The organism is Enterobacter cloacae complex sp. IR5401 (assembly GCF_049238425.1).
In the GTDB taxonomy this organism is placed as follows: Bacteria; Pseudomonadota; Gammaproteobacteria; order Enterobacterales; family Enterobacteriaceae; genus Enterobacter; species Enterobacter hormaechei_C.
In genome coordinates this window covers 149903-169503 of the sequence record NZ_JBMKHN010000007.1, presented here as the reverse complement: position 1 = coordinate 169503, position 19601 = coordinate 149903, and the positions used below count along the sequence as shown (strand labels likewise).

Sequence of the window (19601 nt, the reverse complement as noted above, 5' to 3'; positions counted from 1 at the left end):
ACATGGGACAGCCTGCCGCCAGAGCGACCATAGATGTCAGCGCACATTCGGGGCCAATACAGTCGGGAAGCCCGGACGTCATCATCGGTGGTTTTCCCGCCGCTCGAAAGGGTGATACGTTATCCTGCTCGACGCACGGCAGCGGTAGTATTGTGGGGGGCTCCGGTACTGTCTTCGTTAACGGTATGCCACTTGCACGTCAAGGAGACAAGACGAAGTGTGATGTTAGCGGCTCACCGGCACCTGCCATACCGAAAGCAGCAGCACCTCAATATTGGGGGGGCACGCTGGCGAAAAATGCCGGCGAAGATGGGATGATGCACGGCGAACATTTTGATGCTCGTGTTCTGGGTGCGTACGCCAGCCTCGAAGATAAAAACCTCAACGGTGATTTTGATACCGCTTCAGCTGGTTTTGCGTTGGCGGATATTACAATTGGGAATATGAAAAGTAAGGATCTGCTACGGGCAGAAATGCGTAATAAACTCGCCGTCGCCAATGCGACGGGGTCTCTGTATGGTGGCGGCAACGATATTTATGGCTTGAATGCGAATGCCGTTGCGACAGGTGAGCAATACGGTGGTTCGGTTGCTGCGGGTAAAGAAGGAACGTTATATGGTGGAGTATCAGGGGATGTAACTATTGGTACAGCAGAAGCTAAAGCCGTATTAGAAGTTTATACCGGCAATGATGGGAAGTATGGTTTGACTGCTGACGCCGGTGCGGAAGCGAAAGGAGTGAAAGGCGAAGTTTCGGGTAACCTTGATATTCTGGGCATCGTTTCCGGAGAAGCAAAAATCGACGGTAGCTTTGGGTCTGCTGGTCTCGCGGGAGGTGGAAGCGCTTTCTGGGACACTAAAGATTATTCCGTTAACGTCAGGGTGACTGGTGGGGCTGCAGGGCTTGTAGGGCTTAAGGGTGATGCAAGTCTGAAAGTGGCATTTAAGCCTATACTGGATTTCTTTGACTATTTGTATGGCGAAGAGGATGAGCCAGCCGTCACCTCTGTTCTGACAGAAAGCGGGGATGGGACAATTATTACCGGGTGTGTTACTGTTTTGATAGGCGATTAAGGGATGTGAGAGGACAATGAAATAATGAAATGGGCTGGCTTAACGATTTTTATTTTAATCACTTTGATCTATATCTGGAATGGAAAAGATCTGTATACAAAAGAAGAATGGCGTGGCTTTGGAATAAAATTCATTTCAGTACTGATTGGTGCATTTGTATTGGTCATTGTTTTGGTTGGCTTTTCTAAGTTCATCCCGTTGCTTACCAGAGAAACTGCACGGTCATTATCAGTAATAATACCAGCTTCCTTTATGGCAGTGCTTCTGTCGAAGTTTTTTGTCGTGATGTTGAATAATATTTTCGATATTATTATGCGATTCCACAAGCGCTATAACACTGCAGCAAACTATACAAAATTATTATCACTATCTGGTAAGTATGGGGCAAAATTACGCCTGGTAGTAAAGTGTCTAGCCTCGTTAGGCTGTATCTTAATGTTCTATGGTATCTGGTTTGGCAGCACTGTCTGAGTTGAAGAGGTTTTATGAACACTGGTAATAATTATGCTTTTCCCATCGTCTCAACCGCAAGCAATGAAGAGATTAAGGCGAACTACTGGAAATGCCTGTATACCTCTGCTGATAAAAAAATGCTTCAGTACTGGGTGATTTTGCCAAATCGTGTTAAGCCAGCTGAACTGACCCCGCAGCACCTTCCTGAGGTCGGCTTGACTAACTTGGGTCGCTATGCCACCGATGATGCGCAACCCTATATGGAAGTTTGGGCCGCTTATGAACGCTGTCAGTGGGAGATGAATCCCTCTGATTGGCTGTTTAATAAACTGGAACTGATGGGCGAAAAAGTGTTGAATCAGCGCTTGATTGCGCATCCTTCCGGTAGTGGCCTTTTTGCAGATGTGCTAACTCTCAAAACGCACTCGTCCGGCGACGAGGTCATTTCACGTTATACCGTACAGAAAGATTACAATCCGCAAGAAGGAGGCGGAAATTATTTCCTGATTAAAGCGGCCTGTGCCGCTCGCGACTACCCTGCGCTGGCGAATGATATTTACTTTACTGTAGTGAACTGGGATTTACTGCATCGTAGTAACTTGGTTCTGGCTGAACTGCTTAAGACCGTGAACCTCAGTGCTAAAAACAGCAGTGGATTTAAAGTACCGGAATCCTGGCAGGTGAATCCCCTTACAGAAACGCGCCTGGTGGTCGAGCACTCGTTTGATGGCATTAACTACGGTGTCATTAATCTTTGCTTTTTTTCGCAGGAGATGTTGTTTACCGCGCAGGATGTTTTTAGCGTTTCGATTAAACGGTTTCACGATCGAGAACCTGCCGTTACGCTTAAGACTGAAGCACTTGCTACTATTCCAAATGAGTTTAATCCATCCCTCGGAAAAACACTGTGGACATGCCGGGGGGAAATGTTCAGCGCAGAGGAAGAAATGCGCGCTGTTTACCAGTGCTATATTTTTAGCGTGGGCAAAGTCTGGTGCTATGCAGAACTGATTGGCAGACACCGTAACTATCATGATTACCACTTCGAGGCGAATAAACGCTGCCTCGAAATCATCCTGTCAACATTCCATATAGAAAATGTCTAATCTTTGACTCGATATTCAGGACAAATTCATGCGTACGCGTAGCTTTTCTTTTTTTAGATGATCGGTGACTTTGTCGGTTTCCCTGCCCTGTCAATATCATCTCCACCATAAACCGTCACTATCAGGAGTCGAGCCTGGACTTCATCAGCCGTCTGATGGCGCTGGAGGGATTGCTATGCCGATATCCGTCAGGAGCGCAGGCAAGTAAGTCGGGCATCAGAAAATTCACACCACCACGGCGGCAGTGGTTACGCCAGAGCACGCTTTCAAAGATTCTTTCAAGTGAAAAGGATATATTTAAGTTGGATCATGAGTAAAGAAAATTATACCGCGCTGGATTATATCAATGATGCTATTGATGCAATTAATAGTCGATTAGAGAAATATCCTACATTTCTTTATATGTTATGGAGAAGAATCAGTAAGATTATATTAAATCTATTCTCATTGGTGTTGAAAAATATAAAAGTAAATTACACACATTGAATCTCGGAGTGCTTGCGTCCAAAGAGTTTGATACTACTGATGACGAAATTTCTCAGCATTGTCCAATGCTAGGTATATAGCTTCGCAAATGGTACAAGGATTTAAGATTATTCTTCCTCATGAGCAAGGCGTAGAATACTTAAAAAGGCAAAAAAGATATCGCAAGTGATGCGCAGTGTTTGATTACAATCTCCCTTCTTCAAATTAATCAAAGATTTTTTGGTAAGAGAAAAGATGAATAATGGTCTGTCATATGACCCCCCCTGTTGCTCTATTTAAAGGGTGTGTGATGCAAGATCTTCACAGTAAAGACTCAGTAATCAATCATTATGCCGATCGTTATCAATGTTATATGCCAATTGATGTCCGTAATGGATTAAGAAGCAATAGTATAGATGCGTCGAATTCATCTCTCCCATGGGATGTAACATTACCTTTAGTCACGACTGAAGATGTTTCACGTGATAAAGCGCTTGGGGCGTTTGTGGGATTGGCTGTTGGGGACGCCGTCGGCACCACTCTTGAGTTTAAGAAAAGAGACAGTGAACATGTAGCAGATATGATTGGTGGCGGGCCTTTTCAATTAAAACCTGGTGAATGGACAGATGATACGTCCATGGCATTATGTCTGGCAGAGACTTATCTTTCAGAAAACAGAATGCACACCGATGTGCTTAGAAAATATATCCTGAAATGGTATCTTGACGGAGAGAATAGCAGTAATGGTCGGTGCTTCGATATCGGCAATACGACGCGGTTCGCGCTTGAACAGTATATGCGTGTCGGACCTTCCTGGTATGGTAATACAGAGAAACACACTGCTGGTAATGCTGGGGTTATTCGTCAAGCACCGGTGTCTATCTTTTGTCGAAAATCACTGCGTGCGATTTACTTCGAATCACAGGCTCAGAGTCGAGCACGCATGGCGCGGTAGAATCAATTAACGCATGCCAATTTCTCGGATTGGTATTGCACTATTTAATCAACGGTTATCAAAAAGAAGAAGCTTTTTCGCCTCATGTTTTCCCACTGTGCGCGCGTGTAATGATCATAAACGCGGGTGAGTATAAGCAAAAAACTCGCGACCAGATTCGTTCAAGTGGTTACGTTATTGATACGCTTGAGGCCGCGATGTGGTCCGTATGGAATACGGATAATTTCCGTGATGCCATTCTGCTGGCAGCCAACCTTGCCGATGATGCTGACAGCGTTGCGGCGACGGCGGGACAAATAGCGGGGGCGTTGTATGGTTATTCCGCTATCCCGCAGGACTGGAAAGATAAACTCGTACAACACGAACGTATTGCCACAATGGCGGGTAAACTATTCGATAGAGCACCTGAGGATAATTTTTTATAGTTAGAATTACCAAGGGTAAGCGAGGGCATATGATGACTTGCGATCAGGTATGGAATTTTTAGTTAACTGAATCTACTGCAATGAATGAAATGACAATGTTTGGTTACGTTGATAGAGCATTAACTTTAGCACAGAAAAGATATGCAGACGTCAAGAATCGTGATCCCCAATCCCCGCTTTTGCAAATGTACGACTCTATTGTACAACAATTATTATTTCTACGGGATTTAATCGAAGGCAAGGAAAAGGATAGAGCGAAATTATGGGATATGACGTTCGGTATGTATGCAGGGAAGGAGTTTGATCATTCTGATGAGTTGTTTTTTGAAAGGTTGTCAGATGCCTGGTTTATTGTGGATCAAATCCGCCGAGGGTTAAAGGTTAGGCTGCCGCATGAGGTCGATACCAACTATAATAAAAAGAAACAAAACCTCATGAAGAAATTCCCTGATGAATTTTAGTATTTCATATGAATAATATTTTTTATTATGGGTGAAAGGTGATTGACTTACATGCTGATTTAAATGCCTTGTTAAAATATGTTGATAGATATCGTAAATACTTACCCATTAGCAGACCTTCAGTCCAGCGAAGGATGCAGTATACGTATGATAATAAGCCATTAGAGTCATCCTCAAATAGTGATGTACAAAAACAATGGGATTTACCACCACCATGTAATATCTCACTAGCGCAATCACGGGATCGTGCGGTAGGTACGCTTATTGGTCTTGCTGTTGGAGATGCTGTAGGTACGACGCTCGAATTTTTGCCTCGTGACAGAGCATACGTCAAAGATATGACAGGAGGTGGGCCATTTCAACTTCGTGCAGGCGAATGGACGGATGATACATCCATGGCATTATGTCTTGCGGAAACGCTTCTTGAGAAAGGCGATGCTGATACTATATGTTTCAGGAATAAGCTTCTGGAATGGTATCAGCATGGTTATAACAGTTCAAATGGCGTCTGTTTTGATATAGGTAATACAACGCGATTTGCTTTAGAGCAATATTTAACAATTGGCCCAGGATGGAGCGGCAATACTGCTCCAGAAACTGCGGGCAATGCTTCCATTATCAGACAAGCCCCTGTCTCTATTTTTTTTAGAAAGTCATTAAGCAAAGCGTTTTATGAAGCTAAAAAACAATGTATCGCAACACACGGTGCCGCGGAAGCAATCAATAGCACGCAGTATTTAAGTTATTTGCTTGTGCATATGATTAACGGTAGCAATAAAGATTTTGTTTTTTCTCCGCACGTTATGCCGCTTCAGCCACGCGTAATGATTATCAACGCGGGTGAATATAAGCAAAAAACTCGCGATCAGATTCGTTCAAGTGGTTATGTTATCGATACGCTTGAAGCCGCGATGTGGTCCGTATGGAATACGGATAATTTCCGTGATGCCATTCTGCTGGCAGCCAACCTTGCCGATGATGCTGACAGCGTTGCGGCGACGGCGGGACAAATAGCTGGAGCATTATATGGTTATTCCGGTATTCCGCAGGAGTGGAAAAACAATCTTGTACAACATGAACGTATCGCCAAAATGGCTGGTGAATTGTTCGATAGAGCCCCCGAAGACACTTTCTTATAACTGTTTATCTCAATGAAACTACAGGAAAAGTAGTTTTATTTTGTGGCAAGCGAAGTCAATCTTACAGCTACTCATTATCACATCAACGGCGTTTCCGCTTTGCATACTGAGATGAGTTAACTTCTGGCACTGAGATTCGTCCATAGTGGAATAAAGATTATGCTCAACCGAATTACCGTCCAGCTCCCGGTTGAGGGGCTGCTTTTCTGGAAACTCTCCGGCCGCGAGGCGATGTCCGAGTCGTTCGCGCTGACGCTGACCCTGCTCGGCACGGATGCGCGCATTGACCGCAGCAGGCTGCTCGGTCAGCCGGTCACGGTGACCATCCCCACGCAGAGCCTGCTTACTCCCCGCTTTATCAACGGCAAGGTGACGCGCGTGGCGGTGAGCGCCGTTGAGCTGACGGGCACCCGCTACGCGGTGTACCAGCTGACGGTGGAGCCGGACCTGTGGCCGATGAAGCGCGACCGTAACCTGCGTATCTTCCAGGGCCAGACGGTACCGCAGATTGTCAAAACCCTGCTGGGTGAGCATCAGGTTAACCTCGAAGACAAACTCACCGGCAGCTACCGGGTGTGGGACTACTGCGTGCAGTATCAGGAGTCGAGCCTGGACTTCATCAGCCGCCTGATGGAGCTGGAGGGGATTGCGTACTACTTCCGCCATGAGGCGGACAAGCACACCCTGGTGCTGACCGACGCCGCGACGCAGCATCAGCCGTTCAGCGGCTATGAGGTCATTCCTTACCACCAGACGCCGTCCGGCGGCAGTACGGACGAAGAGGGCATCAGCCAGTGGGCGCTGGAGGATAGCGTGACGCCGGGGATTTACAGCCTCGACGACTACGACTTCCGCAAGCCGAATGCGTGGCTGTTCCAGGCGCAGCAGAACCCGGCGTCACCGAAACCGGGCAGCATCGACGTGTACGACTGGCCGGGTCGCTTTGTGGAGACAGGCCATGCGGAGTTCTACGCCCGCATCCGTCAGGAGCGCTGGCAGGTTGAGCATCAGCAGATTCAGGCCACCGCCACGGCGGCGGGCATTGCGCCGGGCCACATCTTCACCCTGACCAACGCGCCGTTCTTCAGCGACAACGGCGAGTATCTGGTGACGGCGGCGGGCTACCACTTCGAGGAGAACCGCTACGCGAGCGGCGAGGGGGAAACCATTCACCGCACCGATTTCACCGTTATCCCGGCGTCGGTGTCGTACCGTCCGGCGCAGAGCACGGCGTGGCCGCGCACCTACGGCCCGCAAACGGCGAAAGTCGTGGGACCGCAGGGTGAAAGTATCTGGACGGACAAATACGGCCGCGTGAAGGTGAAGTTCCACTGGGACCGTCTGGCGAAGGGCGATGACACTAGCTCCTGCTGGGTGCGCGTGTCGAGCGCCTGGGCGGGCCAGGGCTACGGCGGGGTGCAGATCCCGCGCGTCGGCGATGAGGTGGTGGTGGACTTTATCAACGGCGACCCGGACCGTCCGATTATCACTGGTCGCGTGTATAACGAAGCCAGCATGCCGCCGTGGGCGCTGCCTGCTGCCGCGACGCAGATGGGCTTTATGAGCCGCACCAAGGACGGTTCCGTGGACAACGCCAACGCCCTGCGCTTTGAGGACAAGGCGGGCGCAGAGCAGGTGTGGATCCAGGCCGAGCGCAACATGGACACCAGCGTTAAAAATGATGAAACGCACACCGTTGGCGGCGCGCGCAGCCATTACGTGAAGAAAAATGAGCTGCATCGCGTGGAGGCTAATCAGATCCAGGCCGTGAAAGGCGGAACCGAGATCCTGACGGGTAAAGGCAAGCTGGATGCAGCGGTGGAGCAGTACGTCATTGCTTCCGGGACGAAGCTGCGGCTGGTCTCGGGCGAGAGTGCTATTGAGCTTAACGCTAACGGCAAAATTAACCTGATCGGCAAAGAGTTTAACTTCTTTGTGGAAGGGGATGGGTATATCACCACAGGCGGTAAGCTGCATCTGAATACGTCGGGCACCAAGCCGGGCACAACGGCGCCGGGATCGGGGCATAAAGGGGATATTGATGCGGCGGTGCAGGAGAAGTTTTCTCCGAATAAAAGTGCTAAGAATCCGGCTCCCGCAGCTTCAGCGCCAGCAGCAACCAGACCAAAACCAACAACAAAATTTGCATCAGCGCCACCATTAAAAGGGAGTTACGTCTATCAAAATAATTCCTACAACTCTGATGTGATGCCCTTCAGTGAAGATGTAGTTAAGGAAATCAATAAGTCACCAACGCTTCAGACACAATTAAAAGATCTAAAAGATAAAGGGTGGGCTATTCAGCCGGGAGCAGCAGGAGGGGGGAGTTACGCTGATACGAATAACAAATTGATTGTCATGGACCCTGAACACATGGAAGATACAGCCACAACGGTGCAAACTCTGGCACATGAGGCAGGGCATGCAACTTATCCTGTTGCGGTAGATTCTTCGAGTAAGGAAAGCTTCATCAACAGCCAGCTTATGGATGAAGGTGGAGCAACGCTGAATAACATTAAAATACAACGCGAGATCCTTGCAAACGGCGGTATTGATATTGATATAGCGGGAAGTGCCGAAAACCTAAAAGCATATAATTCTGCCTATGATAAAATGGTAAGTGGTGAGTTATCTCGCATTGATGCAGCCAAAGCAATAGGAAAAGTGTATGGTAAAGGCGAAATAGCCTCAGGGACTAATCTAAATTATAATGATTACTATGGAGGATTCTATGGAAAGTAGGATGATTAAAGCTACATTCCTCATTGTTCTTCCACTATTTTCAATATTTACCTATGCAGGGCATAATAAAATGAATCAAGATTCGTTGTGGCAAATGATTAAAGAAATGAAATCAGTGTGGGGTAAACAAGTTGAGGATGTCAGTAAACTGTTTAACCAACCGCTGATTAATAATACACAGGAGAAAGAAGACCGTTATACTTCAGCTCCCTTTACGTTAACTGATGGCACACGGATCAGTAATGTGGATGTTCGTTTATGGGGAAATGGTGATAACAGCGTATCTTTGGTTTCTTTCGTAGTTAATCAACCATGTATTACTCTTGATCAAGTCAAATCTCATTTTCCGGATCTGAAATTGTCTAATATCCCTCGCGGAAACACGCCGGGACAATCAGTTGGATATCGCACCCCTACCGATGAACGCGGGCTGGCATGGGCATTTAGCTTTCCAGTTCTGAATCAGGAATGCCTGGGCAGGGTAGTTATGTCACGCTACGAACAATAAGTTGCGAGGCAATTTTACGGGCTGTGAAAGAAGATAATTATCAAACGGCCAATAATATCGCTGCCCCTAAAGTTTTTGCGGAAAAAAAGAAAGTGCTAACGTTCTAATGATCATATTTCTCTGAGTCGCTAAGCAGTAATTAATATTGGCGGTATAAATTTTAGCGCTTTTAATTTTATTTTTCTAATAAATCATCCCGAGTTCACTTATGAAATACACCCTCCAGGAAGGTTCCTTTACCCTTTTTCCTGCCGCCTGGCAGGACAACAGCATGAACATCATTCGCGATGACGAAAGCGGGCTGTCCGTGGTAGTCAGCCGCGGCGTCATCCCGGATGGTAGCGATTACGAACAAGAGTTCCACCGTCAGTGGGAAGTCCTGCGCCCTCAGATGGGGGAGAACGCCCAGAGCGAATTTCAGCACGTAAAAGCCGGGCCAGACGGAAACATTAGCGGACTGGAAGTTGAGACCACCTTTGACCGTAACGGCCAGCGCCTGTGGCAAAAACAGCTGGCCGTGCAGACGCCGGGCAAACCGGTACTGATGATTTTTACCCTCTCGGCCTTAAAAGCCTTTACGGAAGAGGACGAGGCGCGCTGGAGCGCACTGAAGCAGAGTCTGACGCTAAACGACAACCGGAATGTGTAAGGCATGAGCGATAACAACGCGGCCCGTAAGGGCGACGAGATTATTCACTCCAGCATTTTTGCTGATATTACCAGCATTGTGGCGGAAGGCGCTGCCTATGCGGTGATTGGCGCGGCGGTGGGCGCGGCAGCGACCGTCGCGGCCCCACTGCTGGGAGCCGGGGCCGCAGCGGCAGGCGTGGCGGCAATTGGATCCAGCTGTCTGTTGAGCGGCATTATTGGTGGGGTTCTGGCGAACGTCGCGGGGATCACCGACGATATCAGCAATGCTGCTGAAGGGCTGGGCAACGCGCTTTTTCCGCCGTCGCCTGCGGGTAAGATCACCACCGGTTCGAGCAATGTTCTGACAAATAAACTTCCCGCTGCACGCGCAGCCGGGACGTTAACGCCTGCCGATACCCCGTCTCCTGAGCCGCAGTCGCCGGGCAGCTTTGCCGACTACGCGGGTATGCTGCTCTCCGCTGCCGGACAGTTCGGCAGCGAGATGTGGCAGCCGAGCGTCGCCTCTGCTGCCGCGGGAACCTCGCCGCTGGAAGAAGACAAGGTGGCGTGTGATAAACACTCCGGGCCACAGTATCTGGCGGAAGGCTCCAAAAGCGTCTTTATCAACGGGCAGCCCGCGGTACGCGCGAAAGATCGTACCACCTGCGAAGGCACCGTTTCCGACGACGTCTCCCCGAACGTGATCATCGGCGGCGACACCCTCACGGTCCGCGATATCAAAAGCGGTAAAACGCCGGGTCTGGCGTTGGGGATGATTGCGCTCTCCCTGCTGCGCGGGCGTCCGGGCAAGATCCTGAAAAACATGCCCTGCGCGCTGGCTGCTGCCGGTGGCGGGATGCTGGCTGATATGGCCGTCAACGCCGTGTTCGGCTCCTCGCACCCGGTTCACGCTGCTACCGGCGTGAAGGTGCTGAATGACGACGACGAACTCGATTTCTCGCTGCCGGGGCGCTTTCCGCTGCGCTGGCAGCGCAGCTACAACAGCCTGACCACCCGCGAAGGGCTTTTCGGTCTGGGCTGGGCTACCACCTTTGACAGCTATCTGACGCTGGAAGAAAACAATGCCACCTGGTTCGATGAAACCGGGCGCGAGCTGAGCTTTGAACTGCCGCCGGTCGACCGCGCGTTTTACAGCATTAGCGAAGGCATCATTATCCGCCGCAATGAGAGCGGCGACGTGGCGATAGCCGACGATGACGGCGCGGTGTGGCGTCTGTATAAACCGACCCGCGCTAACCCAGCCATCATGCGCCTGGCCTCCCTCAGCGACGAATACGGCAACGCGTTGCTGACGGAATGGGACGAGCACGGCAGGCTGATCGGTCTTCACGACGAGCCGCGAGCGATCGATGTCACCCTGCGCTATGACGATGAACGTTTCCCGCAGCGTGTTACCGCAGCCAGCCATCTCGACGGCAACAAAACCTGGCCGCTGATGCAGTGGGGGTACGATGCGCGCGGCCAGCTGGCGAGCGCAACGGATGCCTCCGGCGTGGTGACGCGTGAATACCGTTACAACGACCACGGCCTGATGGTCTGGCACCGCTTGCCGGGGGGGCTGGAGAGCGAATACCGCTGGCAAAAATTCGACCATTGGCGCGTGGTGGAAAACCGCACCAGCACCGGCGACGGCTGTCGCTTTACCTATGATCTAGCCGCCGGGCTTACGACCGTCGAACACTACGACGGTCAGACGCGAAAGCATTACTGGAACGCGCAAAACCTCATTGTTCGCTACGTTGACGAGAGCGGTGAGAACTGGCGCTACGAGTGGGATGACAACGAACTCCTAACGCGTCGCATCGATCCGCTGGGTAATGCCGTTACCTTCGTCTATGACGACATGGGCAACCGGGTGCAGGAGATCGACGCCGACGGCAACACCCGCACCACCACCTGGCTGGAGCACCGCGCGCTTCCGGCGGCCATTATCGAAGCTGACGGCAGCGCCACCCGGTTCTGGTACGACGAACATCACGGGCTGAAGCGCGTGGTGGACCCGATGGGGCAGACCACGCTGCTGCGTCGGGACGAGTTTGGTCAGGTTGTGGAAGAAGTCGATGCCGCCGGGAACAGCCGCTACCAGGAGTACAACGAGGCCGGGCAGATGGTGCGTGCGACGGACTGTTCGGGCCGTGTGACACAATACCGTTATCATCCGCTGGGCTGGCTGGTGGCTGAGACAGCCGCCGACGGCGAAGAGACGCGTTACCGCTACGACGCCGCAGGGCGTCCGGTGCAGCTCGACCGACCAGAAGGCTGGACCGAGTCGCTCAAATGGAACGAACGTGGCCTGCCGGTGAAGCATGCGGGCGCCGATGGGAAAGAGAGCGAGTTCAGATACGACGAGGCAGGGCGCTTAACCGCCACCCGTAATACGCAGGGTGAAGAGGTGCGCCGCCGCTGGGACAGCCGCGGGCGTTTGATTGCCCTGGAAAACGAAAACGGCGAAGCGTATCAGTTCCGCTGGGGCGCAGACTCGCTGCTGCTGGAAGAGGTGGGACTCGATGGCGTGGCCTCGCAGTATCGCTATGACGCCTGCGGGCGTACGATAGCGCGCACCTTTGCCGCCGGACATCCGGAGGCCATCACCCATGCTTTCGCCTGGAGCGCGAGCGGCCAGCTGGTCGCCCGCACCACGCCGGAAGGGCAGACCCGCTACCACTACACCCCGTCCGGCCTTCTGAGCCGGATTGGGCTGCATCCCGCACTTTCAGCCGATGCCTGGAGCGCCGAGGCCGAGCAGGAGCTTGTGTTTGAGTATGACGCGCTCGGGCGCGTCACGCGCGAAGCGGGCGAGCATGGTGATCTGGCGTGGGGATATGATGCGCTGGGCAACCGCACCTCCGTCACGCTGCCCGATGGCCGCGAGCTGAAACAGTTCTACTACGGCAGCGGGCATCTGCTCAGCATTGCCCTCGATAAGCTGTCGGTCTCCGACTTTACCCGCGACGAGCTTCACCGCGAGACCAGCCGCACGCAGGGGCTGCTGACCACCCGCAGCGAATACGACCGCCTCGGCCGACTGCACCGCCGGGACGTTTTTACCGGCAATGCCCAGCGCCCGTCGCCGCGCCGCTGGTCCCGCCGCTGGGATTACGACTACCGTCATAACCTGGTGCGCGAAGAGCGGGACGATAACCCGTTCAGCTGGTACCGCTGGCAGTACGACAGCGCAGGCCGGCTGATGGTTCAGGGCGGCACGCTGCCCGGACAGGAGCAGTGGCGCTGGGATGCAGCCGGTAACCCGCTCGAAGGATCTGCTGAGAAGGTTACGCACAACCGGCTGACGCAGCTGAACGGCATTCGCTGGCGCTATGACGTCCACGGACGCACCGTGGAGAAAGATAACGGACAGACCCGCTGGCACTACCGCTACGACGGTGAGCACCGCCTGACGGAGGTGATCAGCCAGCCGCGGGACCGCAACAGGCCGCAGACGCAGGTCAGCTTCCGCTACGATCCGCTCGGGCGACGCATCAGCAAAACGCGCCGCCAGATGCTGGGCGGCCAGCCAACCGGCAAGCCGGTCACCACGCGGTTTGTCTGGGAAGGGTTCCGGCTGTTGCAGGAGGTGCACGGGGACGTGCCGCTGACCTACGTCTACAGCGATCAGAACAGCTACGACCCGCTGGCGCGCATTGACGGCGTTGATGCTCCGGAGATTTTCTGGTTCCACTGCCAGCCCAACGGCACGCCGGAGCGGATGACGGATAGCGAAGGACAGGTGCGCTGGGAAGGGGTAAACAGCGCCTGGGGCAAGCTGCTGCGGGAAAGCGAGACGCAGGTATCAGGATATTCCCAGAACCTGCGCATGCAGGGGCAATACCTGGACCGCGAGACAGGGCTGCACTACAATCTGTTCCGGTATTACGACCCGGACTGCGGAAGGTTTACGCAGCAGGACCCGATAGGGCTGGCGGGGGGGATAAACCTTTACCAGTATGCGCCGAATGCGCTGGGGTGGGCAGATCCGTGGGGGTTGACTCCTGACGATCTCATTCGTTACCGGCCACATGATTCTCTTTCTGCTCAAGGTGGAGCTAGAAGCTCTGCTATTTCTAGGGCATGGGTGCAAGAAAAAGCCTTATTGCAGGATGGTGGGGCTGGCACAAGAAATTGGACAGCGCAAGAGAGGGATTTAATTTTGAAGACTCCCAACAAGAGCCTAACCTCTGTGATGTCCCGGGCAGGTTATACCGGGCATCATATCAATTCGGTAGAAGGCAATGGTACACTTGGTTCCAAATGGCAAGGTGATCCGAGGAACATTGTATTCTTGAAAAATCATAACCATCCCGACAAGTTCAATGAGCATGTCCATGGTGATCAAGGACATAGAGGGAATACTAAGAACTCGACGCGTGGGCGCTTAATCGATAGAGAAAGAACACTAAAATCTAGACAACGATGTAAGCAATTATAGGTGGAAAGATGAACATAAAAAATGCAGTCCAAGATCTTGTGAACAAATTTAAAATGAATGAATTGAATATGGGAGAGATAGACTATACAGACGATGAAAATGAGACTTCTTTTCCCGTGAATTTAAATGGGGAGGTTGATTTTTTTTATCGTCATTTGATTTTAAATGACAGTCCAACATTTGATGGTACTTTTTATTTACAGATTATTGAACCTCAAGATCTCAACGAAATATTATCCGGTTGGCGAGTTCAAAATGATACGGCTTGGCGCGATGAATATATAATCTTTGCTGAAAGAAATGGTGACGTTCTTTTTTGTGACACCCAAAATCTAACATCTCCTGTTTATGGTAGCATTCAAAAACGAAACTTTATAATTTCTGGTTCCTTAGCTGACTTTTTGAATGCTTTTTGTTCTGCTATTGAGATGGAACAAAATAATTATGATGGTGATGCTACAGATGATGAATTTAATTTAAGAGAAGATTTTCTGGAAGATATCGATGTGATGCTTAAAACTAAACTAAAAGATGTTGAGGTTGAAGGGTTTAAGAAATTCTTTTTTGGTTAGTTTTTAAGTTTTTTAATAATAAAGATTTACTGTCTTAGATACCTCCTTGCTTCTAAAAGCATTTATTTCTTATTCCCCTTTTTATAGGTGAGGAGGTTTATTTGCTATTGCTAATGAATAAACACATGAATAATATTTACATCTCTTGTAGAAAAAGGAAACGAATTTCATGATAAAAAAATAAGCCGAGGCTTTAGAGCAATAACAAAATGTCCGGCAGGCTCTTCCTGAGCCGCAGATCGAATGGAAAATTGCCAACTGCAACTCTGCGTACATGTACAGTGCTTGCTTTGCTCTCAAGGAGAACGATGAGGCGAAAAAATGGGGGGAGAGGATACTTAGTACACGTGGATCGGATATAGAGACAGCGCCGTTAATCGACCTCGGCATGGTTTTTTATGAGTTGAATCAATTTGATGAAGCGTACAAATATTTTAATGATTCTTATAACTACGTCAAAGAACGAACGTTTCAAGACAGAGCTGAAAAATACCTTGAGTTCTATTTTCCTAAGGGTGCGCAAGTTCGTTTTTTTCATAAAAAACAAATCAAACTTTAAACAAGAAGTTCATCCCATCGCCATTTTTAACGATTTGATTTTATGCTTTCTGCACGCAACTTACCTTTTTCTTTACGTCATGCTCATTCTTTTAAGTGTAAAGTCTTTAGATATTAGACTCTGAGCATTTAAAAGTCTTTTACCAGCTGTACGCAATAATGAAATTATGACAACTGCGATCGTCTGCTGGTAATCCACCTCGAACGACTTGCTGGAAAGGACACGCACAACCCCCTGACGCATGCTTAATCCGTTAAATCAAGGGGGATTGGCTCCTAAGCACGTTGATCCAACAACGCCAGGTAGATCGTATGTATTACCATCAGTATGGGCAGAATGGCTTGAAGAAGTAGCGATTCCAGGCTCCGGTAATGTAAAATAGGTTACTATATGAATATTAATAAAGATGATGATCTCCTTGTGATAGTAAAGAAAGAAGGAATATATTATTGGTTCGTGGCGTTCAAAGAAATGTGGGTTTTAGATAGAATTAAATGGATAGAGGATTTTGTGAAAAGTGGGGTGGAAATAAATCTACAGGATGTCCATAAGGAAAGATATAACATACCCGTAGTAAATGAAGAAAACGCGCAGATTTTTATTGATGGGTTAATTAAAGATGGCTATTCATTCGATAAGGATGACATAGCTGATGAGTTTTTTAGTAGGCTTTCGCAAAAAACAACTTGGTGGGATATATATGATCTTATGCTGGATTTGCTTATAGATTTTGATAATAAAAGACTATATTCGGAGTATGTTGAAAGTATGCATTATCAAAAATATGTTCCTGATGGTTGGCAAGGTGAGCTTGTTGATTTCTGCGGTAATGGAACGTTACCTCAAGATGAAATGTTCTGGATAAAGAATGGAACAAATCATAGAAACGTTATCATTGCTAAAGGGTAAAAAAATTTTCAGCATACCATTTTAGATTATGCAATGGTCTTACAACACGCGAGTTAATTTTTGTGTTAACCGATAAAAAGCCATTATTAACCGTTGTAACCCTATTTGATGCTTAGGGCAAAAGCTTCTTTGCCTGCACTGCCACGAGGCACATTTTTCTATTACTTAAAAATCATCTGAACGAAGAAGGGGTTGTTGTCTTTAGCTATGTGGAAAACCAAAATGGCTGGCATGATTGGTTTTATTTAAATGGCATGAAGCGTAACGCGTTGTCTCGATCAGGCCCTGCTTATTATGATAAAATGCGATTCAAAACTTTTAACGATTCCCGCTCGCAAAAAAAGGATTTAGAAGATATATTATTGTCGACCGGCAGACCTCTCCTAAGAAACGGTGGTGTCAGCCTCGCTAAGTATTAGAGTCTGGCCTTACTTGTTGAGTGATTAATCGAGGTGCCTTTTCAGACGTTAAAGCTTGCGACTACACAAATCATTTCTTTGGAGGTGAGCAAGAAGTCAGATCTCTAAGATATTTTTTTGACTCCCTAATAAAAAATGTACGTGAAAGCGTGGATTTTTCCCGTTCATAAAAATTAAACGTAAACAAGAAGTTCATCACATCGCCATCTTCAACAATGTAGTCTTTTCCTTATGCACGCATCTTGCCTCCTTCTTTCGCGCCTGGCCCTTCCTGACCCAGCTCTTCCATAAACTCTTCACGGTCGGCATCGTCCAGTTCAGTATTATCGGATTCAACCGTGGCGCAAACTACTAACACTAACGAACCCGCAGCGAATATGACCGTCTTGGCCGCCTGCATCGCCGGGATATAGTTACCGGTAATTTTCAGTGCTCTTGGTTGCACCGCTGGGATACTACCGGTAACCCGCTCGAAGGATCTGCTGAGAAGGTTACGCACAACCGTCTGACGCACCTCAACGGCATTCGCTGGCGCTATGACATCCACGGCCGCACCGTGGAGAAGGATAACGGCCAGACCCGCTGGCACTACCGCTACGACGGCGAGCACCGCCTGACGGAGGTCATCAGCCAGCCGCGGGACCGCAACAGGCCGCAGACGCAGGTCAGCTTCCGCTATGACCCGCTCGGGCGACGCATCAGCAAAACGCGCCGCCAGATGCTGGGCGGTCAGCCAACCGGCAAGCCGGTCACCACCCGGTTTGTCTGGGAAGGGTTCCGGCTGTTGCAGGAGGTGCACGGGGATGTGCCGCTGACCTACGTCTACAGCGATCAGGACAGCTACGATCCGCTGGCACGTATTGACGGCGTTGATGCCCCGGAGATCTTCTGGTTCCACTGCCAGCCCAACGGCACGCCGGAGCGGATGACGGATAGCGAAGGACAGGTGCGCTGGGAAGGGGTAAACAGCGCCTGGGGCAAGCTGCTACGGGAAAGCGAGACGCAGATATCAGGATATTCCCAGAACCTGCGCATGCAGGGGCAATACCTGGATCGTGAGACAGGGCTGCACTACAATCTGTTCCGGTATTACGACCCGGACTGCGGGCAGTTTACGCAGCAGGACCCGATAGGCCTGGCGGGGGGGATAAACCTTTACCAGTATGCGCCGAACGCGCTGGGGTGGGTGGATCCGTGGGGGTTAAAATGTGGTTTTTCTCAAAAAGATCGTATAACACAAAGATGGGTGGATAGATTAACAGGGAAAAAACCCGCTGATGTTCATAATATTTTGACATCCAAAGGTTGGACGAGAACATATCCACAAGCCAATAAACCAGGAGCTATCCAACATATTCAATATGTCAAAACAACAAAATCAGGTACTACGTACAAATTAGATTATCATCCCGGAGGGACTCCAACTCAACCTAATATTCATGGTAATGATTACTGGAAAGTTTATCGCGAAGTTGATGGTGCTGATGTAGTATATGGGAGAATTGGTCATGGAGAGTTTAAAAATTATGATTTAATAACCGATTCACCTGTTTATGTTGACGGAGTTTTACTTAATGGGGGGGTATAAAATGATCGATTTTAATGCTGATATTTTATCAGGAAGAGCACTAGGTAACGTTTTTTTGGGGGATAATATCAGTAAGTACATAAGCGAGTTATATGCTGGCTATAAGGTAACTTACTTTGATTATTTCTTGCCTGATGATAAGAAAAGGCTTGCATATATTGTAGATGACACAATGACAATCGCTACCCTTGAAGATGGAACGATCATTTCTATTGGTTGTAACGTAAACTATAAGGGGAGGTATAATAAAATATTACAAACAGGCCAAACGATGGGGGAAATAATAGGGTTGACTTACAAACAGCGTATATTTAATGGCTGTATTATTATAAATGACGACTTTGGTTTTTCATTCGAGTTGCCAGCGCCATATGATGAAATTGCAGATAGCATTGCACATGTTCCACTAGATCTTGTTCTTAATGAAATCCGTGTTGCTGATTACTCTGATTGGAACCCACAAAAAATAAAACGCTGAAGTGTGGGTTAGGGTTGATCCCTCGGATTATTTACTTTACATAAAACCCTAGGTAAGCATTCTCTGGCGTCATGACATCCACTGTCGTAAGTAAAATACCCAGCGCCCGTCGCAGCGCCGCTGGGATTACTACTACCGCAATAACTTGGTGCGCGAAGAGCGGGACGATAACCCGCTCAAATGGTACCGCTGGCAGTACGACAGACAGTGCCGGGCGTCTCCTGGTTCAGGACGGCACGCTGGCCGGAGAGGAGCAGGGGGTCTGGGATGCAGCCGCTAACCCGCTCGAAGGTTCTGTTGAGAACATTACGCACAACCGCCTGGCGCAGCTGAATGATATTCGCTGGCGTTATAATACCCATGCTTGCACTGTAGAGAAGGATAACGGCCAAACCCGAGGAACCGCAACAAACCGCAGACGCAGGTCAGCTTCCGCTACGATCCGCTCGGTCGCCGCATCAGTAAAACGCGACGCCAGAAGCTGGGCGGACAGCCAACCGGCAAGCCATCACCACCCGGTGTGTCTGGGAATGACTGCCTACTGGGGGAAGCGCACGGGGATGTGCTGTTCACCTACGTCGACGAAAGTGGTCAGGACAACTACGATTTGCTGGCGCGTGTAGATAGTGTTGATGCTTCATATATCTTCTGGGTCCATTGCCAATCCAACGG

The 19601-nt window shown here is 49.6% G+C and carries 14 protein-coding genes and 3 pseudogenes; 16 read left to right on the top strand and 1 reads right to left on the bottom strand.

Translation table 11 applies throughout. The annotated features are described in order from the left end of the window. The first annotated feature begins 2 nt into the window (after positions 1-2). The 13 genes and pseudogenes from ACOTX1_RS12850 (at position 3) to ACOTX1_RS12790 (ending at position 16444) form a co-directional block, all read left to right on the top strand. Entirely contained in the window at positions 3-1073 is a 1071-nt protein-coding gene (locus ACOTX1_RS12850; RefSeq protein WP_023314299.1) for a PAAR domain-containing protein, read from the top strand. A gap of 24 nt (positions 1074-1097) precedes the next feature. Beyond that, complete coding sequence (locus ACOTX1_RS12845) at positions 1098-1544, top strand: hypothetical protein (protein ID WP_023314298.1); 447 nt, start codon at positions 1098-1100, stop codon at positions 1542-1544. 14 nt (positions 1545-1558) lie between these two features. Further along, entirely contained in the window at positions 1559-2632 is a 1074-nt protein-coding gene (locus ACOTX1_RS12840) for a hypothetical protein (protein WP_023314297.1), read from the top strand. A 482-nt stretch (positions 2633-3114) separates the two neighbouring features. After that, the gene (locus ACOTX1_RS12835; RefSeq protein ID WP_230246519.1) at positions 3115-3198 is read left to right on the top strand and encodes a hypothetical protein; all 84 of its coding nucleotides are present in this window, start codon (positions 3115-3117) and stop codon (positions 3196-3198) included. 209 nt (positions 3199-3407) lie between these two features. Beyond that, positions 3408-4477: pseudogene (tri1, locus tag ACOTX1_RS12830) on the top strand (ADP-ribosylarginine hydrolase Tri1). An 80-nt stretch (positions 4478-4557) separates the two neighbouring features. After that, positions 4558-4938, top strand: a complete 381-nt coding sequence (locus ACOTX1_RS12825) for an immunity protein Tsi6 family protein (RefSeq protein WP_022651396.1) — start codon at positions 4558-4560, stop codon at positions 4936-4938. 38 nt (positions 4939-4976) lie between these two features. Continuing rightward, positions 4977-6077 carry an ADP-ribosylarginine hydrolase Tri1 gene (gene tri1, locus ACOTX1_RS12820; RefSeq protein WP_032634185.1) on the top strand — a complete coding sequence of 367 codons (1101 nt, stop codon included), beginning with the start codon at positions 4977-4979 and terminating at the stop codon, positions 6075-6077. A 159-nt stretch (positions 6078-6236) separates the two neighbouring features. Next, entirely contained in the window at positions 6237-8819 is a 2583-nt protein-coding gene (locus tag ACOTX1_RS12815) for a type VI secretion system Vgr family protein (protein ID WP_032667439.1), read from the top strand. Position 8820: 1 nt separating this feature from the next. Beyond that, positions 8821-9327, top strand: coding sequence for a hypothetical protein (locus tag ACOTX1_RS12810; RefSeq protein WP_223831766.1), 507 nt, complete (start codon positions 8821-8823; stop codon positions 9325-9327). A gap of 208 nt (positions 9328-9535) precedes the next feature. Continuing rightward, entirely contained in the window at positions 9536-9976 is a 441-nt protein-coding gene (locus ACOTX1_RS12805; RefSeq protein ID WP_263521573.1) for a DUF1795 domain-containing protein, read from the top strand. Positions 9977-9979: 3 nt separating this feature from the next. Continuing rightward, entirely contained in the window at positions 9980-14404 is a 4425-nt protein-coding gene (locus tag ACOTX1_RS12800; protein WP_120784915.1) for an RHS repeat-associated core domain-containing protein, read from the top strand. Positions 14405-14412: 8 nt separating this feature from the next. Then, a complete protein-coding gene (locus ACOTX1_RS12795) occupies positions 14413-14976 on the top strand; it encodes a hypothetical protein (RefSeq protein ID WP_017384278.1) in 564 nt (187 codons plus the stop codon). A 949-nt stretch (positions 14977-15925) separates the two neighbouring features. Beyond that, complete coding sequence (locus tag ACOTX1_RS12790) at positions 15926-16444, top strand: hypothetical protein (protein WP_023314290.1); 519 nt, start codon at positions 15926-15928, stop codon at positions 16442-16444. Between the two features lie 648 nt (positions 16445-17092). Here the strand turns inward: ACOTX1_RS12790 and ACOTX1_RS12785 are convergent. Further along, a pseudogene (locus ACOTX1_RS12785) lies at positions 17093-17269 on the bottom strand (hypothetical protein); the annotation flags it as partial. Between ACOTX1_RS12785 and ACOTX1_RS12780 the strand changes: the two are divergent. The 3 genes and pseudogenes from ACOTX1_RS12780 to ACOTX1_RS12770 form a co-directional block, all read left to right on the top strand. Further along, positions 17228-18451: pseudogene (locus ACOTX1_RS12780) on the top strand (RHS repeat domain-containing protein); the annotation flags it as partial. The pseudogenes ACOTX1_RS12785 and ACOTX1_RS12780 overlap by 42 nt on opposite strands. Before the next feature lies 1 nt (position 18452). Further along, positions 18453-18929: a hypothetical protein gene (locus ACOTX1_RS12775; RefSeq protein ID WP_032628402.1), complete on the top strand. Its 477-nt coding sequence runs from the start codon at positions 18453-18455 to the stop codon at positions 18927-18929. A 71-nt stretch (positions 18930-19000) separates the two neighbouring features. Next, positions 19001-19552, top strand: a complete 552-nt coding sequence (locus tag ACOTX1_RS12770) for a hypothetical protein (protein ID WP_022651387.1) — start codon at positions 19001-19003, stop codon at positions 19550-19552. Positions 19553-19601: the final 49 nt, after the last annotated feature.

Excerpts from the sequence above, each read along its gene's own strand:
- ACOTX1_RS12825 (WP_022651396.1), top strand. The coding sequence starts at position 4,558 with ATGAATGAAATGACAATGTTTGGTTACGTTGATAGAGCATTAACTTTA.
- ACOTX1_RS12815 (WP_032667439.1), top strand. The coding sequence starts at position 6,237 with ATGCTCAACCGAATTACCGTCCAGCTCCCGGTTGAGGGGCTGCTTTTC.
- ACOTX1_RS12775 (WP_032628402.1), top strand. The coding sequence starts at position 18,453 with ATGATCGATTTTAATGCTGATATTTTATCAGGAAGAGCACTAGGTAAC.
- ACOTX1_RS12810 (WP_223831766.1), top strand. The coding sequence starts at position 8,821 with ATGATTAAAGCTACATTCCTCATTGTTCTTCCACTATTTTCAATATTT.
- ACOTX1_RS12800 (WP_120784915.1), top strand. The coding sequence starts at position 9,980 with ATGAGCGATAACAACGCGGCCCGTAAGGGCGACGAGATTATTCACTCC.
- ACOTX1_RS12845 (WP_023314298.1), top strand. The coding sequence starts at position 1,098 with ATGAAATGGGCTGGCTTAACGATTTTTATTTTAATCACTTTGATCTAT.
- ACOTX1_RS12790 (WP_023314290.1), top strand. The coding sequence starts at position 15,926 with ATGAATATTAATAAAGATGATGATCTCCTTGTGATAGTAAAGAAAGAA.
- ACOTX1_RS12770 (WP_022651387.1), top strand. The coding sequence starts at position 19,001 with ATGACATCCACTGTCGTAAGTAAAATACCCAGCGCCCGTCGCAGCGCC.
- ACOTX1_RS12840 (WP_023314297.1), top strand. The coding sequence starts at position 1,559 with ATGAACACTGGTAATAATTATGCTTTTCCCATCGTCTCAACCGCAAGC.
- ACOTX1_RS12795 (WP_017384278.1), top strand. The coding sequence starts at position 14,413 with ATGAACATAAAAAATGCAGTCCAAGATCTTGTGAACAAATTTAAAATG.
- ACOTX1_RS12850 (WP_023314299.1), top strand. The coding sequence starts at position 3 with ATGGGACAGCCTGCCGCCAGAGCGACCATAGATGTCAGCGCACATTCG.
- ACOTX1_RS12805 (WP_263521573.1), top strand. The coding sequence starts at position 9,536 with ATGAAATACACCCTCCAGGAAGGTTCCTTTACCCTTTTTCCTGCCGCC.